The organism is Siminovitchia sp. FSL H7-0308 (genome assembly GCF_037980985.1).
In the GTDB taxonomy this organism is placed as follows: domain Bacteria; phylum Bacillota; class Bacilli; order Bacillales; family Bacillaceae_C; genus Siminovitchia; species Siminovitchia thermophila.
This window is the reverse complement of the sequence record NZ_CP150282.1, coordinates 4109006-4133908: the sequence shown is the minus strand read 5'-3', so window position 1 is coordinate 4133908 and position 24903 is coordinate 4109006. Positions and strand designations below refer to the sequence as shown.

Here is a 24903-nt window from a genome sequence, read left to right as displayed (position 1 = left end):
TTTTGGCACAAGTTCAATACTATGGTACAGGCCGACGTAAAAGCTCAGTCGCCCGCGTACGCTTAGTACCCGGCGAAGGCCGTATCGTTATTAATAATCGTGAAGTAGAAGACTACATTCCATTCGCAGCATTGCGCGAAGTCATTAAACAGCCGTTGGCGGCTACTGAAACATTGGGCAACTACGACGTATTGGTCAATGTAAACGGCGGCGGATACACTGGTCAAGCAGGAGCCATTCGTCACGGCATCGCCCGTGCGCTGCTTCAAGCTGATCCAGAATTCCGTGCACCTCTGAAAAGCGCCGGACTCTTAACACGCGACCCGCGCATGAAAGAACGTAAAAAATACGGTCTTAAAGCTGCTCGTCGTGCACCGCAATTCTCAAAACGTTAAAACCCATGGCCTTCTTGGATGTCGATTCCAAGAAGGCTTTTTCATTAAAAAGGCTCTATACTAAATGTTGGGGTTTCCACATAATTTGCACATAAAAATATACACGCAAACATCCAATTCTTTTATACTTGAATTGCCTAGAAACAAGAAAAGATTGGAGTTGCGTGCAAGTGAATTTTACCATAAAAATCCCCGGCCTTGAAGATGTATGGATCACAAAAGTGGAGAAAATGGAAGATCGTATTGCGCTTCATGTAGAAATGGCTGTCAAGGTACATAAGTGTCCCAGCTGTGGGGAAAGGACTAAGAAAATTCATGATTACCGGATCCAAAAGATCAAACATTTAAAGTGGTTTGAACGGTTGACGTACCTCTTCTACAAAAAGCGCCGCTATGCCTGTTCGTGCGGGAAGAGATTTGCGGAGGACAATCCTTTTGTTCATCGATATCAACGGCTTTCTATCGAGTGGAATCAGGCAGTATCCGTTCGGATCGTGCAAGCGAAGACATTTAAGGAAACTGCCCAGCAGTTTGGTGTCTCCGTATCAACTGTCATGCGCAGGTTTGATCGTTTGGCCGTAAAGGAAATGACAGAGGTTCAAGAACTGCCCAGGGTGATCGCCATCGATGAGTACAAGGGAGATACAAAGGAAGGAAAATATCAATTGATTATTGCTGACGGGGAGACAAAGGAACCGATTGATATCTTGCCAAACCGAAAAAAGAAGACCATCAAGGATTATCTCCAAAAACATGGAACCAATGTGGAAGTGGTCATTATGGATATGAGCCCTTCTTTTAAAGCAGCTGTCCGAAAGGCGTTGGGGAAGCCAGTTATTGTAGCAGATCGTTTTCATTTTTGCCGTTATATTTATTGGGCTCTTGACGGGGTCAGAAGAAGAATCCAGTCTGATTGGAATGATTATGATCGGAAGAAATGTAAAAGGATGCGCTATGTGTTTTACAAAGACAGTGCAAAGCTGACCGAAGAGGATCGCTGGTATTTGGACAGGTACCTTGGATGGACGAAGAGCTTCGCAGGGCTTACGAGTTGAAAGAGTCCTACTGCTGTTGGTTTAAGCAAGCCAAGGAAAATGGACAGGCTAAGATCCAAGAAACCAAGCAAGGATTAATGGATTTTTATAGGAAGGTAGAACAAGAGGGCATCCCTGAATTTGTGAAGGCTATCCGTACATTCAAGAACTGGCAGACAGAGGTACTAAACAGCTTTTTATTTGATTACTCAAATGGTTTTTTGGAGGGAATTAATAACCTGACGAAAGTCATGAAGAGGAACGCCTTTGGATTTAGGAACTTCCTAAGGGCAAGGGCAAGAATACTTCTTTTACATAAGTATAAAAAAATTGGAAGTCATGTTGGGTAGGTGAGATTCCATCTCACTTCACCCCAACATTTGACATAGAACCATTAAAAAAAGGTACAAAAAATGGAGAGTGACTGGAATTATTTTAATTACATTCTCTACCGTATTTTTTGGGGATCACTAAGCTATTGACGTCGCTCTCAAGAAGTACTCCTAATGCACCTATTCTTATCCCAGTAAACAGAAAGCGATCTTTGCTTTCCGAGGAAGCTGAAGAGACCTGAGGAAAGCGAAATATTTTGACGTAGCGATGGTAGGGATTTTTTTAACAAAAATAATGGCTGGGACATAACCCTGTAAAAATGAGTAAACCGCGGGAAATCAAGTTTGAAAACCTTGATTTCCCGCGGTTTTATTCTCACGATTATTACGAATATCAATCAGCTTTTAACTTATGTCCCAGTCTCATGATTTTACTGCTCCATTTGATTAAACCCTTTAGGCAAGATATACACAAACAGCGTTAAAAAGAGTGCTATTACAACACCTCCCAGTGCCCAAGGGAGCCAAGCAACGGATGAATTATCATTGTTCGGTGTCTGTTGCGGCAAAGGGTTTTCTGTATCAAACAGTCCAATATGACTTGCAATCGTTTCAGTGGTGAATTTATCTTCTCCTGTGAAGGAGAGGGTACGAATCATTTTATCGTATTCTTGTTCTCGTGGTTGATCGAATTGTAACTTACGCACTTCTTCAGGTACACGCACCGGCTCTTGTGCCTCTTCTGAAGTGTGATCTTTTCGTAGATTGGACCGGATTTCATGCTCTTGATACTCGGCGGGATCCGTACGTGTAGGTTCTTTCGCCCCAAAAGAGAGGGGAGAAAATCCTGTAAGAAGCACTACTACTACACCACAACAAACAGTCAAACGTTTAAATTTCATATTCCTCTTCCTCTGCTGAATGACGTAATTGTTGATTTTTGTAAATGTGTTTAGCCACTATTATTGCGATTGAAAAGCAGGTAATGGCGAATAGTACCGTGGCACCTGGTACGAATAGTTTTTGTTCTTGATGTTGAATAGATATGAATAGTTCAGCTATCGGGTTACTGGAACGAAAGTTTGGCATCGCCATATCAAGGAGCGGAGTGGTAAATAGGAAAATGATTAAAACGCTCCCGAGTGCTCCTATCCATGGTCCGATTATGAGTATTAAGCACATTAATCCTGATGTAGCCAGGACAAGCAATACCGTAATAATGGACCATTGAATGGCTTGTGCCTCCGACATTTTATAGATATTGAGTCCGTATATGCTAATAATTAATCCAAGAGCAACCGATAAAATGACATATAGTGATAGATGCACAAGGATAGGCAAATTCCCATAATGGTGAGCCAAATATCCAATCAGTAGGCTGACAAGCAAGATAATCACAAGCATGACAACTGGTGGCGTAAACGGTTCGGCAGGTTCTACCACTTGTTCTCCAGCAACGTTGACAGGGTTGGACAAGTGTTTGTATACGTAGTCGTTGTAATAGCCATCGTTAATCGCATTATGAAGAATATCATTCATATTGTCATGTACAAGTTTTGTTGTATCCACACTCTTTTTCCATCGGTTATTTAGATCATCAGATTTGCTTTGGACACTTGAGACTTGGCCAAACATTTCTTCTGTTGACCCAATCAAACCGTCTTGGTGCTTGCTAAGAGAGGATACGACATCGCCAAGTTGTTCGACCTCCATTAAAGACGCTTGATGACTCATCTGCACAAGGTGGCCATTAAGGCCTTCGATTGGCCCAGCTTCAATTTCGATTGGTTTGCGGTTACTCTTTATTTGCTCTACAGCGTTGCCCGCATGTACATGTGTTTCATTAACCAATGATAAAATAAGCTGTTGTTCCTCTTTGATTTCATCACTTAGGTCGGCGAGCACGGTATTCGTATCTTCAAGGAGAGTATCCATTTCGGTACGTGCGTCTGTAGAGAATTTCTGGAATTGTTTAATATCCTCGGTTAAGAACATGAAGGATGTCACGTTTTCTTGTGATCCAAGGATTTGTTCCCTTAACTCTCCCATACGAGCAAATTGCTTAATCGCCGCATCTGCATGTTCCCGATTTAAAGTACTGCTAGAACTATAGTTTCGCATGGTCAGTTCAAGCTCAGAAAGTAATCCGTAATAGTCCATCAATAAGCCAGGGTCACGATTTTGAATTGGATCACTAAAACGGGGCGCAAATTCACTTGCTGGTTCGGATGATAAAATCAGCTTTTCGCGCTCCTGAATTTTGTCTATCAGTGAGCTCGGTAGCGCCTCTGTTCTTTCTTCTAATTGATCTAGGTAGCGCTGCAGTTTTTCTAAGTAGTCGACATAACTGGATACGAGATCGTGGTTGTTTTTGATGTTTGTCTTTTGGCTGTTCAATTCATTTTCTAGCTGCTCAATAATCGCCATTGCTTCTTCCCAGATCGTATACGGGGAACGTTCATCTTGAGGCGTATCTGGTTGCGGTGGTTCTCCTGGTTGTTCCGGTTGTTCTTCTGAATCTCTTTTATTGTCTAGGTCATTATCTTCTGATTTCCCTAAAGTGTCTTCTTGGCCGAGATCGTTGTCCGATTCACTCGGTGATCCTGGTTCAGTATCTGGTGTTGGATCAGGTTGTTCTTCTGACTTCCCCATCGTGTTTTCTTGTTCGAGATCGTTGTTTTGTTCACCCGATGATCCCGGTTTAGTGTCTGGCTCCGGATCGGGTATTGGATTAGGCTCAGGCTTCTCTTTTTCCGGTTCAAGCTTGGTAAGCAATTCTTTTATGGTTTTGGCTTGCTCCTGGATCTCGTCAAGTGTACTTGGTGTCAGCCCCTTCAAATCATCTTGTGGTGCACCTGGCCGCTGTTGCTCATCGGGAGTTTTTTGAGTCAGGTTCTTACGTATGACGAGAGTGGATTCCATTGTAGATAAAAAGGCATTCAAAGCGTCTTGCTGATTGTAATTTCTAATGACATCCCTGTGTGATTGCGGCAGAAGGTCAATCTCTCGATGTAATGCCTGAAAAGAGGTGTTCATATTCGTTTCAAAGCCTTGCATTTGTTGATCGAGAGTACCTACTCCAGCACGAATCGCTTGCAAATAGTCGTATACGTTGTTTCCTTCATTTTCTAATCGCGGCTGAAAGGGTTCTTGGCCTTCTCTGATCCGTCTCTCACCATCTTCTAATAATGAGTTGAACTCTGCGGATGCTTCATTTATCAGCTGTTCATTTTCAAGATCGATTAATTGTAAGGAATCTACTACATCTGCTTGATAAGCTAGGTACGTGTCGATATTGTTCGTGAGCGTTTCAAAAGCTTTTTCTGCTTCTGTAAGACTGCTTTGTGAATTTCCTGCAATACCCGCCGCCTCTTTCGAGTGGGAAAATAGCTGTCTTAAGCGCTCACGCTGGCGATCAATTTCCTCCCCAAGTTCTTGTGAGCTGGGAGCGTAAAACGAATACATTTCATTTAAGAAATCGATCTCTTTGTCCAGTATTTCACCAAAGTTCGTTTGAACTTCGTTAATTTCTTCACTTACATAACGCCAATACATGGCTGTGACTTGCCCGTTCAGCTTTTGTTGGGCAGCTTCGAGCTCTTTTTGGACACGTTCTTGGTTTTTCGCGTTTAGGTGGGGTGATATCTCAAAGCGAATGTTAGTGATTCTCGGTACTTCCTCTTTAAATGACATAATGTCGCGTGAAAACGAGGAAGGAATATAAATGACAGCATCGTATTCTTTGTTTTCTAGCCCTGTTTGTGCGGCGCTCCGGCTGACAACAGGCCATTCGTACTCAGATTCACCGCTTTCAATCGTTAAAATCGAGTCTTGTCCTAACGTGACGAGATTATCTTTTGCTTGAAGAAAACCATCATCTTCGTTAACAATTGCGATTTGTGCTGTCGTGTTTTTTGGACGAAACGTTGGTTCGGGCCCAATGTAATTAAAAAAGCCGATGGGGATCGAAGCGATGATTAGAATGGCGATGAATAGGCTGATGACACTGTTTTTCTTGCTTCTCACAGTCTATTAAATCCTCCTTCTTTCAATGATTATCCATACGTGTCACGATTTACTTATTATCGTATCAGAAACAATGATTGATAAAAACATAATTTTGTGTAAAGTATAAATAAATGGAAAAATTATGTTTGATCATTAACGATAACATAAGACTTTTGGGGAACACATCAACCAGATTGGGGAAAGATGAAGACACAAGAGAGATAAGTTACGGTATTACACCTTCAACTATCATTAACTTCCCGTTTCAGTCTTCGAAAAAGATTGTACTTCCACAAAGCGGGTTTCTAAGGTAGTTAGTGCTTGAGGAAGAAGAGATACAAACAGGATGATTGTAAAATATATCCAAAAAGGTTGACATCATAATAATTTCACTCTTACAATAATTATGTATTAAAGAAAAATCATAATTTTCAGGAGGAGATTTTTCATGGCACAAATTCGTATGACACCTGATGAATTACGCACGGAGGCAAATGAGACCCGTGCAGATGCAGCATCGTACCAAGAGTTACTGCAAAGAGGAGATGCACGTATTATGAAGTTGGGCTCTACTTGGGAAGGGGAGGCATTCCAAGGATTTGCTGAACAGTGGCAAGACAAACGGAGGCACGTAGAAGAGCTCATCCAGTTGTACGAAGAGCTTGGAGCACAAACGGATGATATTGCGAACGTTGTGGAAACAACAGACCAAGAAATCCGTAGCCGCATTGGATACTAAATCATTTTACGGAGCGCAATCGCGATTCATGTTATTGTGGATTGTGATTGCTTTTTCTCTGGGAAGAGGTGTTTTTGTGTACATAAAAGTAACAGTTGATTTGCGTAATTATTTAGAAAAGGAGATAGATTTGCGTTTATCCGACCAATACACTGTGCGCAAGTTCATCGACATTGTGTGGGAAATTGAAAAGCTGAACCAACAGCGACGAGAGGGGGATTATATCCGGATTGAAAATAAAGCGCGGATACTTGGAGGAGATCAGATCTTGGCAGACCATGGTGTCACAAATGGTGATCGTTTAGTGATACTGTGAACATTCGCTCATAGGAGAGGGGCAGAGTTGGGAAAATGAGTGAGAGAAAACGACTTTATTTAGAAGAGCGACTAGGTATGCAGTTAGGGAAAGATGAAAACGGCTATTATACTATTACATTTCAAAATGAAGAGATTCAATTAAATGATACGTTAGAAGCAAGAGTACTAGACGGTTGTGATCCGTACACTACGAGAGAAATCGAACAAAATGAAGACGACTTTGTCATTAAAGTGAGACCAGTGATCCCATTGAAGTCGTTTGGTACGCTTAAAAATAAAGAAGAAAGTGTGAAACTCTTTGTTGCCCACGCATTGATCCAAAAAGTCATCCAACATAATCACGATCTACTTCATTTGATTGTCAGCCCGGAGAACGTGCTTGTCAGTGATGGGCTGGAGGTGACATTTATCCATTATGGTGTGAAAGACAGTATCCCCCCATATGAAAAAACCCCCGATAGATTATTTCTTGAATTACGTACCACATTACTAGTGCTTTTAGATGGGAATTATCGATTTAATGAATATATGAATCATCATGACACATTAAAACTATCACATAGAGCAGAAGCTCTCATCCAACAAACAACGTTAGAAGGATTACGTGAACTTGTTTGTGATTGGATTCGAGAACAGGAACAACAAGAAAAGCAATTACATAAAGTACCGAAAACAAGGTGGATCCTACAAAAGTGGGTAGGCATCGGGCTCATTTCCGTGCTTGTACCAGCGATTGTGTATATTGTGTACGTCCTTGCCTTTTTACAACCAAGGCAAGAAGCATTTACCGCTAGCCATTCCGCTTTCTTAAATGAAAACTATAGTGAAGTGATTGATACCCTTGAACCGTATTCACCAAGCAGCATGCCCCGTGTTGTGAAATATGAACTCGCGCAATCTTATGTCGCAGTAGAACCATTGCAAGACTATCATCGGAAAAACCTTAAAAATGTGCTCGTACTGCAAGCTGCAGAGCCTTACTTCGATTACTGGATTGCGATTGGACGGGGCGAAAATGAAGAAGCCATTGATATTGCCCGCGGGCTTCAAGATAAAGAGTGGCTTGTATACGCCAATTTGAAGCGTCGAGAAGAAGTCAAAAATGATAATAAGCTGTCAGGAAAAGAGCGGGAAGACTTAATCAAGGAGATTGAAGCGGAGATTGATAATTATATGCATGAACTTGAAGAGTTAGCGGAGGAAGAGGAACCATCCCAGCCGAATGATGAAGGTAATCCAGACAAACAAGAAGGAAAAGACGAAAAAGAAAAGGATAGGAATCAAAAGGATTATAAGAAGGAAAAGGGTGGAGGTGACAAATAATGTCCTCGACATTGTGGGTCTTTTACGATCAGTATGTGCAAAGGGTGGCGGTGGATGGACTCCCTGCTGTTATTGGCCCGGGGGAACATGTAAAGGTACGTATTTCTTTTTTACAAAAAGACATACAAGTTCGTGATCAAGATGGTCAGTGCTTGATTACGTGTGGAGACGAAGAACTGCTTACCCTTTCTTCTGGTGAATCATGCAATTTGAACATAGATGGTCAACCTTATTTTTTCCTATACATAAAAGAGGCTCCAAGTAAAAAAAAATATTATATGGGTCATTCGAATCTTGTGACCATTTCCAATAAATCTTCTGCCAATGTAGTTTTACCACTGGATATTCAGGTGGATTGCCTATTGCTATATGAAAAGAAGAAATGGACGCTGTATCCGAAAGAAGGGACACAGGCCCCATATGTGAACGGAGTGACAGTATCCACGCCGACCCGTATATTAGACGGTGATGAGCTTCTTTTTGGACGCGTGCTTTTGAAAATTTTAGATGGTGTTATTTTGGTCGTTGAAAGCAGTGAGCATTATAAAACGACGTTGACCCAGGTAGAAACGCCAACGTCCCTCATGCAACAACAGTATCCTATTTACCGCCGTACGCCACGTATGATCTATGAACAACCGACGGATAAAGTGGATTTTTCTATGCCGTCTGAAGAAGTGGATGATACGAGCCGGCCACTGTGGTTGGTTTTGCTGCCGCCGCTTTCCATTATCGTGATCATGGTCACGATTTCGATTACATTGAAACGCACGTGGATGTTGTTCATGTCTGTCCCAATTATGACGGTTATGGCGTTTGTGGCGACAATGATGTTTTTTCGCGAGAAGAAAAAGCGGAAGCAAAAAGAAGAAAAGCGTAAACGTGTGTACACTCGCTATTTAGAGGTAAAGCGGGATGAATTGCAGGAGCTAGCGGAGGCGCAAAGGCATGCGCTTTCATATCATTTCCCGACGTTTGAACAAATGAAGGATGAGACGCGTCGTGTCAGTAGCCGTATTTGGGAGAGAACCATTGACAACGAAGATTTTTTAGATATTCGAATTGGACGCTCGTCTGTGCCCGCCAGCTTTGAATTAAATCAACCGAGTGATGAGTTATCGAATCGTGATCGGGATGAGCTGTTGGAGGATTTTGAGCGGTTACGTGACAAGTATTCACACCTAGAGGATGCACCACTACGTTTAAGTGTCGCCCGCGGTGCGCTCGGATATGTTGGAAAGCCTTCCATTGTGGAACGTGAAGTATCGCAAATTATTGGGCAACTCGCTTTTGCACACAGTTATCATGACTTACGGTTTGTCGCGATTTTACATGAAGGACAGCGCAGAAAATGGGAGTGGATGCGCTGGTTACCACATTTTCAATTGCCTGGTTCAGAGGCAAAAGGCTTCATCTATGATGAAAAGGCGTGCGACTACATTTTAAATCCGTTGTATCACATGTTGCGTCAGCGAGAATTGGCACAAAAAGAAGCATTTGAGAAGAAACGAGAAGCGAAAAAATTTCTCCCGCACATCGTTTTCCTTGTCGCAAATCGTTCACTGATTGCAGAACACAGTATTATGGAATATTTGGAAGGAAAAGATAAACAGCTTGGCTTCACCGTCATCTTTTTAACAGACGTGGCTCAAAACTTAAATGAACATGTGCATACAATTGTGAAAGCAGTAAACCGAAACGAAGGGGAAATCGTGCTACTAAGGAACATTTCGATTCATAAACGCTTCCAGTTTGATCCATACGATCCGTCAAACGAAAACTTTGCGCGCATGCTCGCTTCTTTGTATCACCAACAGGGTATGACACGGTCAATCCCTGACATGGTGTCCTTTATGGAAATGTTCCCAGGGATTAAGCGGGCGAAAGATTTAAAAATCAATAAACGTTGGCAAATCAATGACAGCACGAAATCCCTTGCAGTGCCAATCGGCTTTAAGGCAAAAGATGAGCTGCTTGAGCTAGATGCACATGAAAAGATGCATGGTCCCCACGGATTGCTTGCAGGAACAACGGGGTCAGGGAAATCAGAGTTCTTACAAACCTATATTTTGTCTTTAGCCGTCAACTACCACCCCCATGAAGTTGCCTTCTTGCTCATTGACTACAAAGGGGGCGGAATGGCGCAGCCATTTAAAGGGATGCCGCATCTACTTGGTGTGATCACTAATATTGCTGAGAGTGAAAACTTTAGTTTACGTGCCCTAGCCTCCATTCGATCAGAATTAAAGAAGCGTCAACGCTTATTCGATGAACATACCGTTAACCATATTAACGACTACACGGAACTGTATAAATCAGGTATCGCTAAAGAGCCGATGCCGCACCTCTTTATTATTTCCGATGAATTTGCCGAGCTAAAAAATGAGGAACCAGAATTTATTAAAGAACTTGTATCTGCGGCGCGCATTGGGCGCTCTCTTGGTGTACATCTTCTCCTAGCGACACAAAAGCCGAGCGGAGTGGTAGACGGACAAATCTGGAGTAACTCCCGTTTTCGGATCGCCTTGAAAGTACAAAACGCCACGGATTCAAGAGAAATTCTAAAAAACGAAGATGCCGCTTATATTAAAGAAACGGGACGAGGCTATTTACAAATTGGTAGTAACGAGCAATACGACTTGTTCCAAAGCGCATGGAGCGGTGCGCAGTATATGAGGTCAGCTCACGAGGGGGAAGAGGAGATTGCTTATGTGACAGATCTCGGTTTAAAACTTGTTTCACGAGCGGAGATGGAAAAGGACAATAAACAAGAAAGCATCACCGAGATTGAGGCGATTGTCGAAGAAATTATAACAACAACAAACGAATTGGCGATTGTTCCAGCGAAAAGCCCGTGGCTTGACCCATTAGAAGAACGGATCTTCTATGATGCTGAGAGTTACGAAGAAGATGATCCACAAGCATTCCCATTTGCGCTTGCCGATGACCCAGAGAATCAACGGCAATTCCCCATTTGTTATGATTGGGGCAAGAGCGGCAATTTAATGATCTTTGGTATAAGCGGATACGGAAAGTCGATGACGCTCCTAACGTTACTCTTAGCATTTGCGGAGAAACAATCACCTGAGCAAGCAAACTATTATTTGCTCGACTTTGGGAACGGTGCCCTTCTGCCATTGCGCCAGCTTCGTCATACCGGGGATTATATTAAATTGGATGAAGGACGTAAGTTAGAAAAGCTCATTGACTACATTGAAAAAGAAATGGAATGCAGGAGTGAGCTGTTTATGGAAAAAGAAGTGAGCAACATCTCCGTTTACAATGAGGTGAGTGACGAGCCAATGCCATCGATTTTCATTGTCATTGATAACTATGACATCTTGCCGGAAGAGTTTTCAGACCTAGTGCCGGCCTTCACTCGGTTCGCCCGAGATGGTCAATCACGCGGCATTTATGTCTTTGCAACCGTAACTGCAAGAAACGCAGTGAAGCCTGTGCTGTTAAACAGCATGAATATGAAGATTTGTCATTACATGATTGATAAAACCGATGTCACATCATTACTTGGAAGGGTTCCATTTGCGATTGAGTCTGTTCCGGGTCGAATGATTGTCGCAAAAGGTAAAAACTGGCTTGCCCATACGTACTTACCAGCAGAAGGGGAAACGGACTTTGAAATAATTGAAAACGTGAAAGCGCGTATCCAAACGATCAATAGCCGCTATCAAGGATCGGCACTGCCAAAATCGATGGTCATGTTGCCGAAGAGCTTGACACTCGCTGGGTTCCGAGAACGCTTGGAAGAAGTTCCTCGACCAGGAATCCCACTCGGCCTGAACGAAGAGACTGTGCTGCCAGTCTATATGGCTGAGGATGCAGGGGCGCACACATTGGTTGTTGGTGAACCACAGCGTGGAAAGTCAAATATGTTAAAAGTCATGCTTTCGTTCTACCTTAAGTACGTTAACATAGAAAAGATTATCGTATTTGATGGAGTCGATCGCCCGTTATTTGATTTCAACCGCCATGAAAAAGTGTCCTATGTCATGACAATGGAAGGTATGCATCAAGAGATCGAAGAGGCGACACGAGTTATGGAATTAAGAAAGGTTCAATATGAAGAGGCGTTAAGTCAGGGGATGGAGTTTCCCGCTTTCCCTCCTTATCTCTTTGTTATTGATAATGTTGCAGACTTTAAACAGGCACTTGGCATGACGAAAGAAACTGCTTTTGCGGATATGATGAAAACGTTTGGGCATTTACAGTTCCAAGTCATAGCCGCAGCAAATCATCGAGAAATTAGTTTGGGGCGCAGCCCAGTTATTGAACAATTAAAGTCTGTCCGTCAACATATACTTCTGATGAAAAAATCAGGGCAGAGCGTGATAAGCTTTCCAATGGATCGTACAGAGACATTAGGAGAGGGATTTGGTTACCATATCGTCAATGGGCAAGATGTGAAAATCAAAATCCCAGAAGTGATAAAAGAAGATCTACTTGTCCTTGTATAATATGTTAACCAGTTATCGCTGTTTTTGGTTTTGTCGTCTGGCGAGGGCTAAATAAAACTTGATAGTAAGGATGGTTTTATTCAGTGAAGAAGGATGAAACTGCGTGATAAAAACGAAGAAGGGTGTATAGGTGATGAGCTATTATTTAAATCAAATTAATATGCTGAATCATGAGATCCGAACGATTAGGAAAGGAATGGATATAGCAGGAGAGCATCGTCAAGAGTTGCTTGATGTCCGAAGTAAGTTAGTAACTGAAAAAAGCACGTTAGTATCAGATAAAAGTCATATCGATCATCCGGAATTAGGAAATGACGCAGCGCGTGGGACCATTGCATCTGACTTCGAAAGGGCAGAGCGTGATAAGCTTAAACTGGAGCATGTGAAGTTACCAGAGCAAGTCCAAGAAATGATCGATGCCATTGATAGTAAGCGAGATCGACTCCAGGAAAAAATCGAGAGTGGAAGACTACAAATTCAATACCGAAACAATCGAATTAACCATTTAAGAAAGCTTGATAAACTGGCAAGGGAAAAGAAGGGGTGATAGAAGATGGAAATCAAAGTAAACGTAGAGGAAGCCCTGGCAATCCTTCAAGCGGTCGGAGAGCTTGCTGGCAGTTTTCAAAAAGAAGCGGTTGATTCAACTGAAGGGCTAGACATGTTGCTGGCTGAAACTGGAGAAGTAGAAGAAATAGAGGATAAATTAAGCATGTATTTTCAGACGTTGAGTCAAATGGAACGGCAATTCCAAACCTTGGTGCAAGAATATGAGAATGTGGACCATGAACTTGCAGGGAAAATGAGGTGAAAATAATGAAAATCTTAGATGTCAGTCAAGCGATCACGAAGCTTGATAAAGACATAGATCAATTGCAACGTCGCTTGGATTTTTTGGATTTGATAGATGTAGGAATTGAAAGAGTACTGAATATGGACGGTGCATTCACTGGAGAAGGTGGGGAAGCAATCATCTTGAATCATGCGGAGTTACAGCTCCCAACGATCCGGGCATTTCGCGCCCACATCACCACTACGATTGAAAAAATTAAAAAAATGAAGGCGTATATCCTTGAATTTGAACCCTCTGAAAATGGGGTAGTGACCGAAGACTTTTGGGATACGCAAATGACTCGAGGGCTAGATAAAGTTGAGCAGTCAACGGAGCAGTCCAAACAAAAAGTGGATGAGTATGCGGCGTCGGTTAGCCATATTATGAATCTTGGAAAGCTAGACATAGACCAAGTATTAAACGGCATTGAGAGTTCGCGTAAATTCGCAAGCGAAGTCGTTGATGAATTGTATATGCTTGACAATGACGGAGTCGATTTAATGGCTGACGTACAAGCGAGCCGTACCGAACTAGATGCCATTGTGCAAAAAGCGGTAGAGTGGACCAATGCAGGCGGACCTCTTTTACAAGGGGTGAATATTCAAGACGTGAAGTCGCACTTCAAAGAGATGACATTACATAAGGAAGCTCCAGGCGTGGATATGGCTCGTTTGAATCGTGGAGATGACCGTTCGTTAGTGCAGGGAGTAGTGAATTTCCTCGGTCAGGACTTTAAAAATGTTTATGATTGGGGAACTGTTATTAGGGATGGTGCGCGTGGTGCGGCGACAGCAATTATGTTTGGAACGAAAATGCTGGAATATAACCCTCATACAAAGAAATTGGATGTCAAATCAACATGGAAATCTAATGGAGGGGTTTATGAGTCGAAATGGGCTTCTAAACTACGTAATTTACATGATCCGACCAGGAAGAGTTTTATTAATCCTTATGCATATAAACCTAGTGAACTCCTGAAAGGTATAGCCGGATTAAGAAATGTGTCTAAAATAGGAATTGGGGAACTTTTAAACAGAACTTCTGGGCCGATTGTAAGTTATAGAAATGGACAGGAGTTTGTGAATAACTTTAATAGCAATCCTAGTGGGAAATTCTTTAAAAGTCTTGGTAACAATTTGAAGCAAAATTTCATTCCAACGATAAAGAGCATCGATGTGAACAAGTCTTTGAAAAATCTAAAGAACCTAAAGAACATTGATGTAAAAGAATCGCTAAAAAAACTCAACCCTCGTAAGGCTGGTTGGCAAAAGAATCTTGTCCGAGGAGCAAATGTATTGGCTGTCGGACTCAACTTTATGGAAGCATTTTCGGATAAACATAAGGATAAAAGTGTAGCTGAAAGAACCGGTCGTGCGCTTACTGGCTCCGCCTTAGATATCGGTGCTGGAACTGCAGGAGCTGCCTCAGGAGCAGCCTTTGGCACGATGATTTTCCCTGGCGTCGGTACGGTCGTTGGTGGGATTGTTGGTGCAGCAGCAGGAGGATACCTAGCGAATAAGCATTTAGGCGAATCTGTGAGGAAAGCAGGCGAGAGAATCGGTAGCACGGTTGAAAAAGGTTGGAACAAAGCGAAAGAAACAGTTTCAAATGTGGTCAATGATGTAAAAGAAGGGGCAAAGAATTTACTATCAGGAGGCGCAAAAGCGCTAGGAAGTCTGTTTGGTTAAAGTTGGAAATGGGGGCGTCCTCATTTCCTAAGCGTCTGATGGTGGAACTGGGGGTACAGTTGTGAGAAACATCGAATCTTTTCCTGATCAAAGTGAGGAGAAGGGAAGCTACCGATCAATTTTAGGCCTCTATCTTGTGTGTGGGGTTTTTGTTTATCTTTACAGTATTCCAAATATCTTTTTTGTGTACACAAACGATATGTGGCGCTTGTTTGCAATGATACTATGTGTAAGTTATTTTATTATGAGTGCTGGTGCGGCATACGTTGAATGTCGTTTTTTGAATCCTGAGCAACGTGGGACACTTCTGTTCTCTTTTACAGTATATTTATGGTCAATGGCAGCAATTAACTTATATGGAATCCAAGCTCTAGCCGATCATCCAATTTTTCAAGGAGTCTATATTCATCTTCTTTGGGGTCAATTGTTTTTAATCTTATTCTCATGGATCAAATGGATTCCAGTTCGCACACGTAAAATAGTGGCACGGGCAGTGACGATCGCGCTAGGAGCGTTTTGTTTATTCCATTTGTTAGCTGATTTCAATTCAACGAGAGGTGCAGGAATTTATGTCTTTTTGTTTGGGGATGTCGCAACGGCTCTTGGATGGCCGGGCTGGGCTCTTTTCTTCTCTGGTTTGTGGACGCGATTTATTATGGGAACGGTGATTGACTTAGATATCACGCCAGAAGAACGAGCGCGAATGATTGCAGAAGAAAAAACACGCGAAGAGGCGTCAATACGAAAAGTATCGGAAGAAATGCTGTCAAGTGGGCGTTATTTGGAATATGGTGAGCTAGAATATCCGGATGTGAGTTATCGAGAAAAAGGATCGAAGATGTTTGAAGATGTGGAGTTTTTATATGTAGAGAACCGTATCCGTTATTTTAATCGCTTGGATTGGACTCCAACAAAAGAAATGATTTTGTACAAAGAGAACGGGCAATGGTATTGTCAAACAACTGGGCAAGAACCTGAACGAGTGTTGTTGTCAGAGCATCTAGAAGAAGAAAAGCAAGAATTTGAAATCGATAAACGTGAATATTTGGAACAAGCAATTGAATACAGACGTATAGTCCCCTACTTTGTGGAGATTCCGAGTGACATTGATGAGTCCGAGATTGACAGGGAATGAATAAACTTTTTAAAGCAGGCTTCTAAAATACATGAGTTGATGAAACATCCAAAAGGGAAATATATTGTTCGACGTTATGGATATATACCTAGCAATCTTCCAAAAGAAATAGCGGGATTAAGGAATCTGCCTAATGTAGGAGTTGGAGGTCTGTTGAACAGAGCTTCCGGTCCAACGGTGATTTATAAAAATGGACAGCGGTTTGTAAATTACATCCGGCGTGGGGATGGTATTAGAGGGAATTTTATAAACTTATTGAAAAATTTTCGCCATAATTTCATACCAACAATAAAGAGCGTTGATGTGAAAAAATCACTTAAAAATATAAAACCAGGTGGCGGCGGTTGGCAAAAGAATCTCGCCCGCGCAGGAAATGTATTGGCGGTGGGACTCAACTTTATGGAGGCATTTTCGGATGCACATAAAGATAAAAGTACGGCACAAAGAACGGGTCGCGCGCTTGCCGGAACAGCGTTGGATATTGGTGCTGCATATGCGGGTGCAACCGGAGGGGCGGCTATAGGTACGATGATTTTCCCTGGCGTTGGTACGGTTGTTGGTGGATTTGTTGGCGCGGCAATTGGCGGTATCTCAGCGAACAAAATTTTAGGAGAGCCTGTACGGCAAGTTGGAGAGAAAATTGGGGTTGCAGCTAAAAAAGGTTGGAAGGTTGCAGGGGAAGCAGGAAAAGCTGCTTGGAATGCCGCAAGTGATTTTGGAAATGAGGTCAAAGAAGGAGCGAAGAATTTACTATCAAGCGGCGCCAAAGCTCTTGGAAGCCTGTTTGGTTAATGTAGGTGATGGGGAATATTCACTTTGAAATCGTGGGTTGAGGTGTGGCTGTGAGAAACATCGATTCTTTTTATGATAGATGTGAGGAGAAGGAAAGTTACCGATCAATTTTAATCAATTATCCCTTAGGTGGGGTGTTTGTTTATCTTTATAGCTTCCCAATATCTTTGCGGAATTGAGGTGAAAAATTGTGATAAATGTTAATCCTTCTCCTGATACAAACAGTGAAAAAAGAAATTTCTTCCTTGCTTATAACGGGTATTGCTTTCTTTTTGGGTTGTTGGTTCATCTCTATAGTATTCCCAATATCTTTTTTGTGTATATAAATGATACATCGCGTTTATTCGCCATTTTACTGTGGGGAAGTCATTTGGTTGTGAGTGTCATTCCTGCATATGTGTACTATCGTTTTCAAGAACAGACTCGATTGGGAACTTATTCGATTGTATTCACTGGGTGCTTATGGTCAATGGTGGCGATTAATTTATATGGAATACAGGCGCTGGTGGATCAACCATTTTACCAAGAGCTTTATATTAATCTTCTATGAATTCAATTGTTGTTTATTTTATTTTCATGGATCAAGTGGATCCCGGTTCGTACACGAGAAAGGATAGCTCGTATCGTAACCATTATCCTTGGCGCTTTTTTTATGTTTCATTTGTTGGGGATTTTTGCTTCCACCAAAGGTATGGGTATTTATGCATTTTTGTTCGGTAAAGAGGTAGCGGTAGCTCTCACATGGCCAGGCATTGCCCTTTTTTTCTCTGGATTTTGGACACGTTTGATTATGGGGGCGGGCATAGATTTAGACATTACGCCAGAAGAGCGGGCCAGAAGGATGGCAGAAGAGAAAGCACGCGAAGAGGCGCAGAAAAGAAAACCATCGGAAGAAATGCTGTCAAGTGGACGTTACTTAGAGTATGGAGAGTTGGATTATTACATTACAGAGGGAATAAGCAACTATCGGGAAAAGGGATCGAAGACGTTTGAATATGTAGAGTTTTTATATGTAGAGAATGGTGTTCGTTATTTTAATCGCTTGAATTGGACTCCGCCAAAAGAAATGATTTTGTACAAAGAGAACGGGCAATGGTACTGTCAGACAACAGGGCAAGAACGTGAACGAGTGTTGTTGCCAGAGCATTTAGAAGAGGAAAAGGACGAACTTGAAATCGATAAACGTGAGTATTTGGAACAAGCAATTGAATACAGACGTATAGTCCCCTACTTTGTAGAGATTCCGAGTGACATTGATGAGTCCGAGATTGACAGGGAATGAATAAACTTTTCAAAGCTGGCTTCTAAAATATGAAACATCCAAAAGGGAATTATATTGTTCGACGTTATGGATATATGCCTAGCAATCTTCCAAAAGAAATAGCGGGATTAAGGAATCTGCCTAATGTAGGAGTTGGAGGTCTGTTGAACAGAGCTTCAGGTCCAACGGTGATTTATAAAAATGGACAGCGGTTTGTAAATTACGTCAGGCGTGGAGATGATATTAGAGGGAATTTTATAAACTTAGTGATTTTGGAAGTGAGGTCAAAGAAGGAGCGAAGAATTTACTATGAAGCGGTGCCAAAGCTCTTGGAAGCCTGTTTGGTTAATGTAGGTGATGGGGGGATCTCCACTTGCCTATATTTACTATTTTTTAAATTGTGTTGAAATCGAGGATTGAGGTGTGGCTGTGAGAAACATCGATTCTTTTTATGATAGATGTGAGGAGAAGGAAAGTTACCGGTCAATTTTAATCAATTATCTCTTGGGTGGGGTGTTTGTTTATCTCTATAGTATTCCCAATATCTTTTTTGTGTATATAAATGGTACATCGCGTTTGTTTGCGGTTTTACTCTGTTTAAGTTATTTTGTGATGAGCGCAGTTGCTGCATATATTGTTTACCGCTTTCCAAGTTATGAGCGACTCGAGACAAACCTGCTTTTTTTCATGGTTTGCTTATGGTCAATGGTGGCGATTAATTTATATGGAATACAGGCGCTGGTGGATCAACCATTTTACCAAGAGCTTTATATTAATCTTCTATGGATTCAATTGTTGTTTATTTTATTTTCATGGATCAAGTGGATCCCGGTTCGTACACGAGAAAGGATAGCTCGTATCGTAACCATTATCCTTGGCGCTTTTTTTATGTTTCATTTGTTGGGGATTTTTGCTTCCACTAAAGGTATGGGTATTTATGTATTTTTGTTCGGTAAAGAGGTAGCGGTAGCTCTTATATGGCCAGGCATTGCCCTTTTTTTCTCTGGATTTTGGACACGTTTGATTATGGGGGCGGGCATAGACTTAGACATTACGCCAGAAGAGCGGGCCAGAAGGATGGCAGAAGAGAAAGCACGCGAAGAGGCGCAGAAAAGAAAACCATCGGAAGAAATGCTGTCAAGTGGACGTTACTTAGAGTATGGAGAGTTGGACTATTATATTACAGAGGGAATAAGCAACTATCGGGAAAAGGGATCGAAGACGTTTGAATACGTAGAGTTTTTATATGTAGAGAATGGTGTTCGTTATTTTAATCGCTTGAATTGGACTCCGCCAAAAGAAATGATTTTGTACAAAGAGAACGGGCAATGGTACTGTCAGACAACAGGGCAAGAACGTGAACGAGTGTTGTTGCCAGAGCATTTAGAAGAGGAAAAGGACGAACTTGAAATCGATAAACGTGAGTATTTGGAACAAGCAATTGAATACAGACGTATAGTCCCGTACTTTGTAGAGATTCCGAGTGACATTGATGAGTCCGAGATTGACAGGGGTGGATAAAATTTTATTTTTGCAAAAGCTGTCAGCTGTTGTAGAGAATGTTTTGGTCCGACAAAAAACGGCTTTAGGAGAGCCTGTACGGCAAGTTGGAGAGAAAATTGGAGTTGCAGCTAAAAAGGTTGGAAGGCTGCAGGGGAAGCAGGAAAAGCTGCTTGGAATGCCGCAAGTGATTTTGGAAATGAGGTCAAAGAAGGAGCGAAGAATTTACTATCAAGCGGCGCCAAAGCTCTTGGAAGCCTGTTTGGTTAATGTAGGTGATGGGGAATATTCCTTTCCTCATAATTTTTGTGGAATTGAGGTGCAAATGATGGTAAATGTTAACCCTTCTACTCATACCTACGAAAAAAAGGAAAGCTTTCTCTTTATTTATAGTGGGTATCATTTTTTTTTCGGGTTGTTGGTTCATCTCTATAGTATTCCCAATATCTTCTTTGTGTATATAAATGATGCATCGCGTCTATTCGCCATTTTGCTGTGGGGAAGTTATTTGATTGTGAGTGTCATTCCTGCATATGTGTACTATCGTTTTCAAGAACAGACTCGATTGGGAACTTATTCGATTGTATTCACTGGGTGCTTATGGTCAATGGTGGCGATTAATTTATATGGAATACAGGCGCTGGTGGATCAACCATTTTACCAAGAGCTTTATATTAATCTTCTATGAATTCAATTGTTGTTTATTTTATTTTCATGGATCAAGTGGATCCCGGTTCGTACACGAGAAAGGATAGCTCGTATCGTAACCATTATCCTTGGCGCTTTTTTTATGTTTCATTTGTTGGGGATTTTTGCTTCCACTAAAGGTATGGGTATTTATGCATTTTTGTTCGGTAAAGAGGTAGCGGTAGCTCTCACATGGCCAGGCATTGCCCTTTTTTTCTCTGGATTTTGGACACGTTTGATTATGGGGGCGGGCATAGATTTAGACATTACGCCAGAAGAGCGGGCCAGAAGGATGGCAGAAGAGAAAGCACGCGAAGAGGCGTCAATACGAAAAGTATCGGAGGAAATGCTGTCAAGTGGACGTTACTTGGAGTATGGAGAGTTGGATTATTACATTACAGAGGGAATAAGCAACTATCGGGAAAAGGGATCGAAGACGTTTGAATATGTAGAGTTTTTATATGTAGAGAATGGTGTTCGTTATTTTAATCGCTTGAATTGGACTCCGCCAAAAGAAATGATTTTGTACAAAGAGAACGGGCAATGGTACTGTCAGACAACAGGGCAAGAACGTGAACGAGTGTTGTTGCCAGAGCATTTAGAAGAGGAAAAGGACGAACTTGAAATCGATAAACGTGAGTATTTGGAACAAGCAATTGAATACAGACGTATAGTCCCGTACTTTGTAGAGATTCCGAGTGACATTGATGAGTCCGAGATTGACAGGGGTGGATAAAATTGTATTTTTATATTTTTGCAAAAGCTGTCAGCTGTTGTAGAGAATGTTTTGGTCCGATAAAAAATGGCTTTAGGAGAGCCTGTACGGCAAGTTGGAGAGAAAATTGGAGTTGCAGCTAAAAAGGTTGGAAGGCTGCAGGGGATGCAGGAAAAGCTGCTTGGAATGCCGCAAGTGATTTTGGAAATTGGGTTGAGGTGTGGCTGTGAGAAACATCGATTCTTTGTCTGATCAAAGAGAGGAGAAGGAAAGTTACGGATCAAATTTAGGCATGTATCTTGTGTTTGGGCTGTTTGTTCATCTTTACAGTATTGCAAATATCTTTTTTGTATACATTAACAATACGTGGCGCTTGTTTGCGATTGTCCTCTACGTGAGTTATCTCATTATTAGTGTAGGTTTTGCGTATGTTGTCAGTTACCACCTTTCAAGTTATGAGCGACTCAAAACGTATCTTCAAGGTATTCCATTATGTTTATGGTCATTGGTGGCAATTAACTTATATGGTATCCAGGCGCTAGTCGATCATCCATTTTATCAAGAAGTCTATATCAATCTTCTTTGGAACCAAATTTTTTTAATTTTATTCTCATGGATCAAGTGGATTCCCACTCGTACACGTGAGCTTGTAGGAAAGGCAGTGACGATTACGCTAGGCGCTTTTTTCTTGTTCCATCTGTTAGGGTCCTTTAACTCGACGAAAGGCGCGGGTATTTATGTGTTTTTATTTGGGGAGGATGCTGCGGTGGCTCTTATCTGGCCAGGCTGGGCTCTTTTCTTTTCCTTGTTTTGGACACGTGTGATGATGGTAGCGGGTATCGATTTATATATTACCCCAGAAGAACGAGCGCAAATGATGGCAGAAGAAAAAGCACGCGAAGAGGCGTCAATACGAAAAGTATCAGAGGAAATGCTGTCAAGTGGGCGTTATTTGGAATATGGTGAGCTAGAATATCCGGATGAGAGTTATCGAGAAAAAGGATCGAAGACATTTGAAAATGTGCTATTTTTATATGTGGAAAATGGTGTGCGTCATTTTAGTCGAATGAAATTTGATCCGCCAAAAGAAATGATTTTGTACAAAGAGAACGGGCAATGGTATTGTCAAACATCTGGGCAAGAACCAGAACCAGTGTTACTACCGGAATGGACGATTCAAAGAGAAGAGGAATTACATGAATTTGAAGACGATAAACGTGCATATTTAAAGCGGGCGATCAGAGAGCGTTTAGAAGTTCCATATTTTGTGGAATTGCCAGATGACATTGACGAATCTAGGATCGAAAGGTATGAATAGCAAGAGTTTGAAGAATGAGTATTCGTATAGAGAGTATTGATGCTCTTTTTTCATTGTCATGAAAAAATAGTTTGAAGGAGGAATCTTAGATGAGTGAAACAAAACGAACACAAGTCAGTAAAGACAGTATGATTGTTTATCCAGGGAAAGGGAGAATGTTGTTACTTTCTATCTTATCTCTAGCATTTGTTGCTGGTTCAATATGGGCAGCATTAAATCGGGAATCTATTTTAGAAGAAGCACGAGGCATCACATCAGTAACCGCTCCAATTTTACCTGTAGTGGTCGCGGTAGCCATCCCATTTTTTAGTCTTTGTACTGTGTATTTATTGTACCGTCTTGTCAAACCGAAACCGTCATTACGAGTTGATAAAGAAGGAATTTACGAAAATGCTTCTTTTGTAGGTGTAGGCCAGATCCGTTGGGATGAAATTGAACGGATTGTGATGTATTCGATGATGGGCCAAAAAATGATTGGCATCATTCCAAAAGATTTTGAGCCATTTCTGGAGCGACAAAGAGGTGTGAAACGTGCCCTTTTAAGTATGAACAAGAAAAAAGAGATTCCTATCAGTATCCCACAAAATGCAAGTGATGTTCCGTTAGAGGCAGTGTTGGAATTTGTTGAGCAGTTTATAGATCAAGAAAAAATTGGATAGGCACATTCAGTTGTACCTCTGATTGCGATAATGAATAAACCTAGTGGAGGGATGGACAATGATTCAGGAGAAAAAAGCATTTTCGTTATCGACAGAAGAACTAAGCGTAGCGATGCTGTTGTGTGGATACGAGCAAGCGGCGGCTGATGCGTTGAAGAACACACGGGATTGGAAAAGTGACGAACAACTACAAGAAGTTGTCGGAGAAGCGGAATTGTTATTATGGCGTCGCGGCTATCAAAATGAAAAAGGTGAAATAGATCATGGACTCGAAAGTTTGATTCATCTATTGATGAGAGCAGAGAAAAAAGTACGTTGCGTGCACGATAAAACGGTGATGCTTTTACATAACATGGGGTCTCGGAAAGTGCTTGTGCAAAAATGTGAAGATGGCATGCATAGCTTTTACGACATGGATATGACAAAAAATAAACAAGGTGAAGATACAATACAAGACTTTTATCAGTTTCCCTCCGAAGAACGGATCGACATGGAGCCCTTTATAATGTCGAGTGAGATGTTCCAATCTTTTTCTGTTGCAAAGACCGCAAAACAAATCAATGAATTGCTTTCTGAAGGAGAGCATCCTCCAGCTATGCAGGCATTTATGAAAGCGTTTGTGAAGAATGGATGTTTCCTTAATAATTTTTCATTGATCAAGTCTGACTACATCACAGATGAGAATGAAATTCCAGAAATACATTTGTTTTTACCGTCAAAATCGTGCATTTGGTATATCGATTACACGGAAGTAGATACGCAAAGTCAAGTATACTTCTATCCTACAGAAGCATCCTCATTGATACAGATGATCATGACACGGATAAAAATGTGGTTTGGTTTTTAAACAAGAGCGGATGTGCTTATGGAGGGATGGATGATGAATTTGTTAAAAGAAAAGAAGATTGCCTTATCGACAGATGAATTGATTGGGGTGCTCGCCTTGTGTGGTTATGAGGATGTTGCACGTGAAGCCTCATTGCTAAAGCGGGATATGACAGAGCAACAGCTAGGCGCTTTCGCGTATCACGTAGAAAGGCTGTTAAAGCATCGCGGTTATTGGGATGAAGCCCGTTCAACACAACTAGTCCAAGAAGTAGAAGACCTGATTCATGCTGTGATGAAGGCGCCGAAAAAGGTTCGTTGCGTATATGGACAGTATGCATTGATATTTCATCACCTAGCAGATGGAGGCAGGATTGTCCAACGTTTCGAAGGCATGGATCATATATTTACGATGATGAATGGTAATCTTGATTATGTTGAGCATCTGATCGACTTTTATGGTTTACCTGAGGAAGAGCCAAAAGAGGGGATTGCACCTTTTAAGATCGAAAGAGAACTGTTTGACTCCATGGGTACATATACAGATGAAGAAATGGACGCAATTTGTAAGGATGAGGACCATCCAATCTCTTTCCGCTCCTTTTTAAGAGACTTTCAAGAACGTCATGCCGTTTTTGATTCAATTACGTTTATGTTCGGAGAAGAAGTGGAAGAGGCGCAGGGCGATGAGCCAGTATATCTATTTTTAAGAGGAAAGTCGTGTGTGTGGTTTCTAGATTATAGCTTTGTGATGGAAGCAAATGAAATCGATGTATATCCTGTGGAAATGAAGGAATATATGAAACTAATTGCAGAGGAAGAGCTTCCAGCTTGGTTGGAAGGGAATTAACATAACAGAAATGTACTTTT

At 41.6% G+C, this 24903-nt stretch carries 21 protein-coding genes and 1 pseudogene; 20 read left to right on the top strand and 2 right to left on the bottom strand.

What is annotated here, in order from left to right:
• Nucleotides 1–2: 2 nt before the first annotated feature.
• Nucleotides 3–395 (top strand): 30S ribosomal protein S9, encoded by a 393-nt coding sequence (gene rpsI / locus MHB50_RS19265; protein WP_077111582.1) that lies wholly within the window; start codon nucleotides 3–5, stop codon nucleotides 393–395.
• 230 nt (nucleotides 396–625) lie between these two features.
• Nucleotides 626–1779 (top strand): annotated as a pseudogene (locus tag MHB50_RS19260) (ISL3 family transposase).
• Between the two features lie 413 nt (nucleotides 1780–2192).
• On the opposite strand, the gene MHB50_RS19255 reads toward MHB50_RS19260, so the two are convergent.
• Nucleotides 2193–2663, bottom strand: a complete 471-nt coding sequence (locus MHB50_RS19255; RefSeq protein ID WP_339165343.1) for a YueC family protein — start codon at nucleotides 2661–2663, stop codon at nucleotides 2193–2195.
• Nucleotides 2653–5787, bottom strand: a complete 3135-nt coding sequence (esaA, locus tag MHB50_RS19250) for a type VII secretion protein EsaA (protein WP_339165341.1) — start codon at nucleotides 5785–5787, stop codon at nucleotides 2653–2655. The genes MHB50_RS19255 and esaA overlap by 11 nt, the downstream gene beginning before the upstream one ends.
• A gap of 430 nt (nucleotides 5788–6217) precedes the next feature.
• On the opposite strand from esaA, the gene MHB50_RS19245 reads away from it, so the two are divergent.
• The 18 genes from MHB50_RS19245 (at nucleotide 6218) to MHB50_RS19160 (ending at nucleotide 24883) form a co-directional block, all read left to right on the top strand.
• Complete coding sequence (locus MHB50_RS19245) at nucleotides 6218–6508, top strand: WXG100 family type VII secretion target (protein ID WP_077111584.1); 291 nt, start codon at nucleotides 6218–6220, stop codon at nucleotides 6506–6508.
• 76 nt (nucleotides 6509–6584) lie between these two features.
• Entirely contained in the window at nucleotides 6585–6824 is a 240-nt protein-coding gene (locus tag MHB50_RS19240; RefSeq protein WP_018709244.1) for an EsaB/YukD family protein, read from the top strand.
• A gap of 35 nt (nucleotides 6825–6859) precedes the next feature.
• Nucleotides 6860–8149 (top strand): type VII secretion protein EssB, encoded by a 1290-nt coding sequence (gene essB / locus MHB50_RS19235; RefSeq protein ID WP_339165338.1) that lies wholly within the window; start codon nucleotides 6860–6862, stop codon nucleotides 8147–8149.
• A complete protein-coding gene (gene essC, locus MHB50_RS19230; protein ID WP_339165336.1) occupies nucleotides 8149–12621 on the top strand; it encodes a type VII secretion protein EssC in 4473 nt (1490 codons plus the stop codon). Before essB ends, essC begins: the two co-directional genes overlap by 1 nt.
• A 133-nt stretch (nucleotides 12622–12754) precedes the next feature.
• Nucleotides 12755–13168 (top strand): DUF5082 family protein, encoded by a 414-nt coding sequence (locus tag MHB50_RS19225; RefSeq protein WP_139345629.1) that lies wholly within the window; start codon nucleotides 12755–12757, stop codon nucleotides 13166–13168.
• Nucleotides 13169–13174: 6 nt separating this feature from the next.
• Nucleotides 13175–13432 (top strand): hypothetical protein, encoded by a 258-nt coding sequence (locus MHB50_RS19220; RefSeq protein WP_339165334.1) that lies wholly within the window; start codon nucleotides 13175–13177, stop codon nucleotides 13430–13432.
• Between the two features lie 5 nt (nucleotides 13433–13437).
• Entirely contained in the window at nucleotides 13438–15141 is a 1704-nt protein-coding gene (locus MHB50_RS19215; protein ID WP_340084609.1) for a T7SS effector LXG polymorphic toxin, read from the top strand.
• A gap of 61 nt (nucleotides 15142–15202) precedes the next feature.
• A complete protein-coding gene (locus tag MHB50_RS19210; RefSeq protein ID WP_339165331.1) occupies nucleotides 15203–16276 on the top strand; it encodes a hypothetical protein in 1074 nt (357 codons plus the stop codon).
• 153 nt (nucleotides 16277–16429) lie between these two features.
• Nucleotides 16430–17068: a hypothetical protein gene (locus tag MHB50_RS19205; protein ID WP_340084608.1), complete on the top strand. Its 639-nt coding sequence runs from the start codon at nucleotides 16430–16432 to the stop codon at nucleotides 17066–17068.
• A gap of 190 nt (nucleotides 17069–17258) precedes the next feature.
• Complete coding sequence (locus MHB50_RS19200) at nucleotides 17259–17618, top strand: hypothetical protein (protein WP_340084607.1); 360 nt, start codon at nucleotides 17259–17261, stop codon at nucleotides 17616–17618.
• A 102-nt stretch (nucleotides 17619–17720) separates the two neighbouring features.
• A complete protein-coding gene (locus tag MHB50_RS19195) occupies nucleotides 17721–18350 on the top strand; it encodes a hypothetical protein (RefSeq protein ID WP_340084606.1) in 630 nt (209 codons plus the stop codon).
• A gap of 408 nt (nucleotides 18351–18758) precedes the next feature.
• Complete coding sequence (locus tag MHB50_RS19190) at nucleotides 18759–19850, top strand: hypothetical protein (protein WP_339165325.1); 1092 nt, start codon at nucleotides 18759–18761, stop codon at nucleotides 19848–19850.
• Nucleotides 19843–20517: a hypothetical protein gene (locus MHB50_RS19185; protein WP_340084605.1), complete on the top strand. Its 675-nt coding sequence runs from the start codon at nucleotides 19843–19845 to the stop codon at nucleotides 20515–20517. Before MHB50_RS19190 ends, MHB50_RS19185 begins: the two co-directional genes overlap by 8 nt.
• Nucleotides 20518–20619: 102 nt before the next feature.
• Nucleotides 20620–21252: a hypothetical protein gene (locus MHB50_RS19180; protein WP_340084603.1), complete on the top strand. Its 633-nt coding sequence runs from the start codon at nucleotides 20620–20622 to the stop codon at nucleotides 21250–21252.
• Nucleotides 21253–21457: 205 nt separating this feature from the next.
• The gene (locus tag MHB50_RS19175; protein ID WP_339165322.1) at nucleotides 21458–22549 is read left to right on the top strand and encodes a hypothetical protein; all 1092 of its coding nucleotides are present in this window, start codon (nucleotides 21458–21460) and stop codon (nucleotides 22547–22549) included.
• Nucleotides 22550–22638: 89 nt separating this feature from the next.
• A complete protein-coding gene (locus tag MHB50_RS19170) occupies nucleotides 22639–23208 on the top strand; it encodes an STM3941 family protein (RefSeq protein ID WP_339165320.1) in 570 nt (189 codons plus the stop codon).
• 58 nt (nucleotides 23209–23266) lie between these two features.
• Nucleotides 23267–24055, top strand: a complete 789-nt coding sequence (locus tag MHB50_RS19165; RefSeq protein WP_339165319.1) for a hypothetical protein — start codon at nucleotides 23267–23269, stop codon at nucleotides 24053–24055.
• A 30-nt stretch (nucleotides 24056–24085) separates the two neighbouring features.
• Complete coding sequence (locus MHB50_RS19160; RefSeq protein ID WP_339165318.1) at nucleotides 24086–24883, top strand: hypothetical protein; 798 nt, start codon at nucleotides 24086–24088, stop codon at nucleotides 24881–24883.
• Nucleotides 24884–24903 lie beyond the last annotated feature (20 nt).

What these genes read in the sequence shown, in the direction of transcription:
- MHB50_RS19180 (WP_340084603.1), top strand. Translation starts at nt 20,620, where the DNA reads ATGTTTCATTTGTTGGGGATTTTTGCTTCCACTAAAGGTATGGGTATT.
- MHB50_RS19215 (WP_340084609.1), top strand. Translation starts at nt 13,438, where the DNA reads ATGAAAATCTTAGATGTCAGTCAAGCGATCACGAAGCTTGATAAAGAC.
- MHB50_RS19170 (WP_339165320.1), top strand. Translation starts at nt 22,639, where the DNA reads ATGAGTGAAACAAAACGAACACAAGTCAGTAAAGACAGTATGATTGTT.
- MHB50_RS19225 (WP_139345629.1), top strand. Translation starts at nt 12,755, where the DNA reads ATGAGCTATTATTTAAATCAAATTAATATGCTGAATCATGAGATCCGA.
- essB (WP_339165338.1), top strand. Translation starts at nt 6,860, where the DNA reads ATGAGTGAGAGAAAACGACTTTATTTAGAAGAGCGACTAGGTATGCAG.
- MHB50_RS19160 (WP_339165318.1), top strand. Translation starts at nt 24,086, where the DNA reads ATGATGAATTTGTTAAAAGAAAAGAAGATTGCCTTATCGACAGATGAA.
- MHB50_RS19165 (WP_339165319.1), top strand. Translation starts at nt 23,267, where the DNA reads ATGATTCAGGAGAAAAAAGCATTTTCGTTATCGACAGAAGAACTAAGC.
- MHB50_RS19245 (WP_077111584.1), top strand. Translation starts at nt 6,218, where the DNA reads ATGGCACAAATTCGTATGACACCTGATGAATTACGCACGGAGGCAAAT.
- MHB50_RS19195 (WP_340084606.1), top strand. Translation starts at nt 17,721, where the DNA reads ATGTTTCATTTGTTGGGGATTTTTGCTTCCACCAAAGGTATGGGTATT.
- essC (WP_339165336.1), top strand. Translation starts at nt 8,149, where the DNA reads ATGTCCTCGACATTGTGGGTCTTTTACGATCAGTATGTGCAAAGGGTG.
- MHB50_RS19220 (WP_339165334.1), top strand. Translation starts at nt 13,175, where the DNA reads ATGGAAATCAAAGTAAACGTAGAGGAAGCCCTGGCAATCCTTCAAGCG.
- MHB50_RS19255 (WP_339165343.1), bottom strand. Translation starts at nt 2,663, where the DNA reads ATGAAATTTAAACGTTTGACTGTTTGTTGTGGTGTAGTAGTAGTGCTT.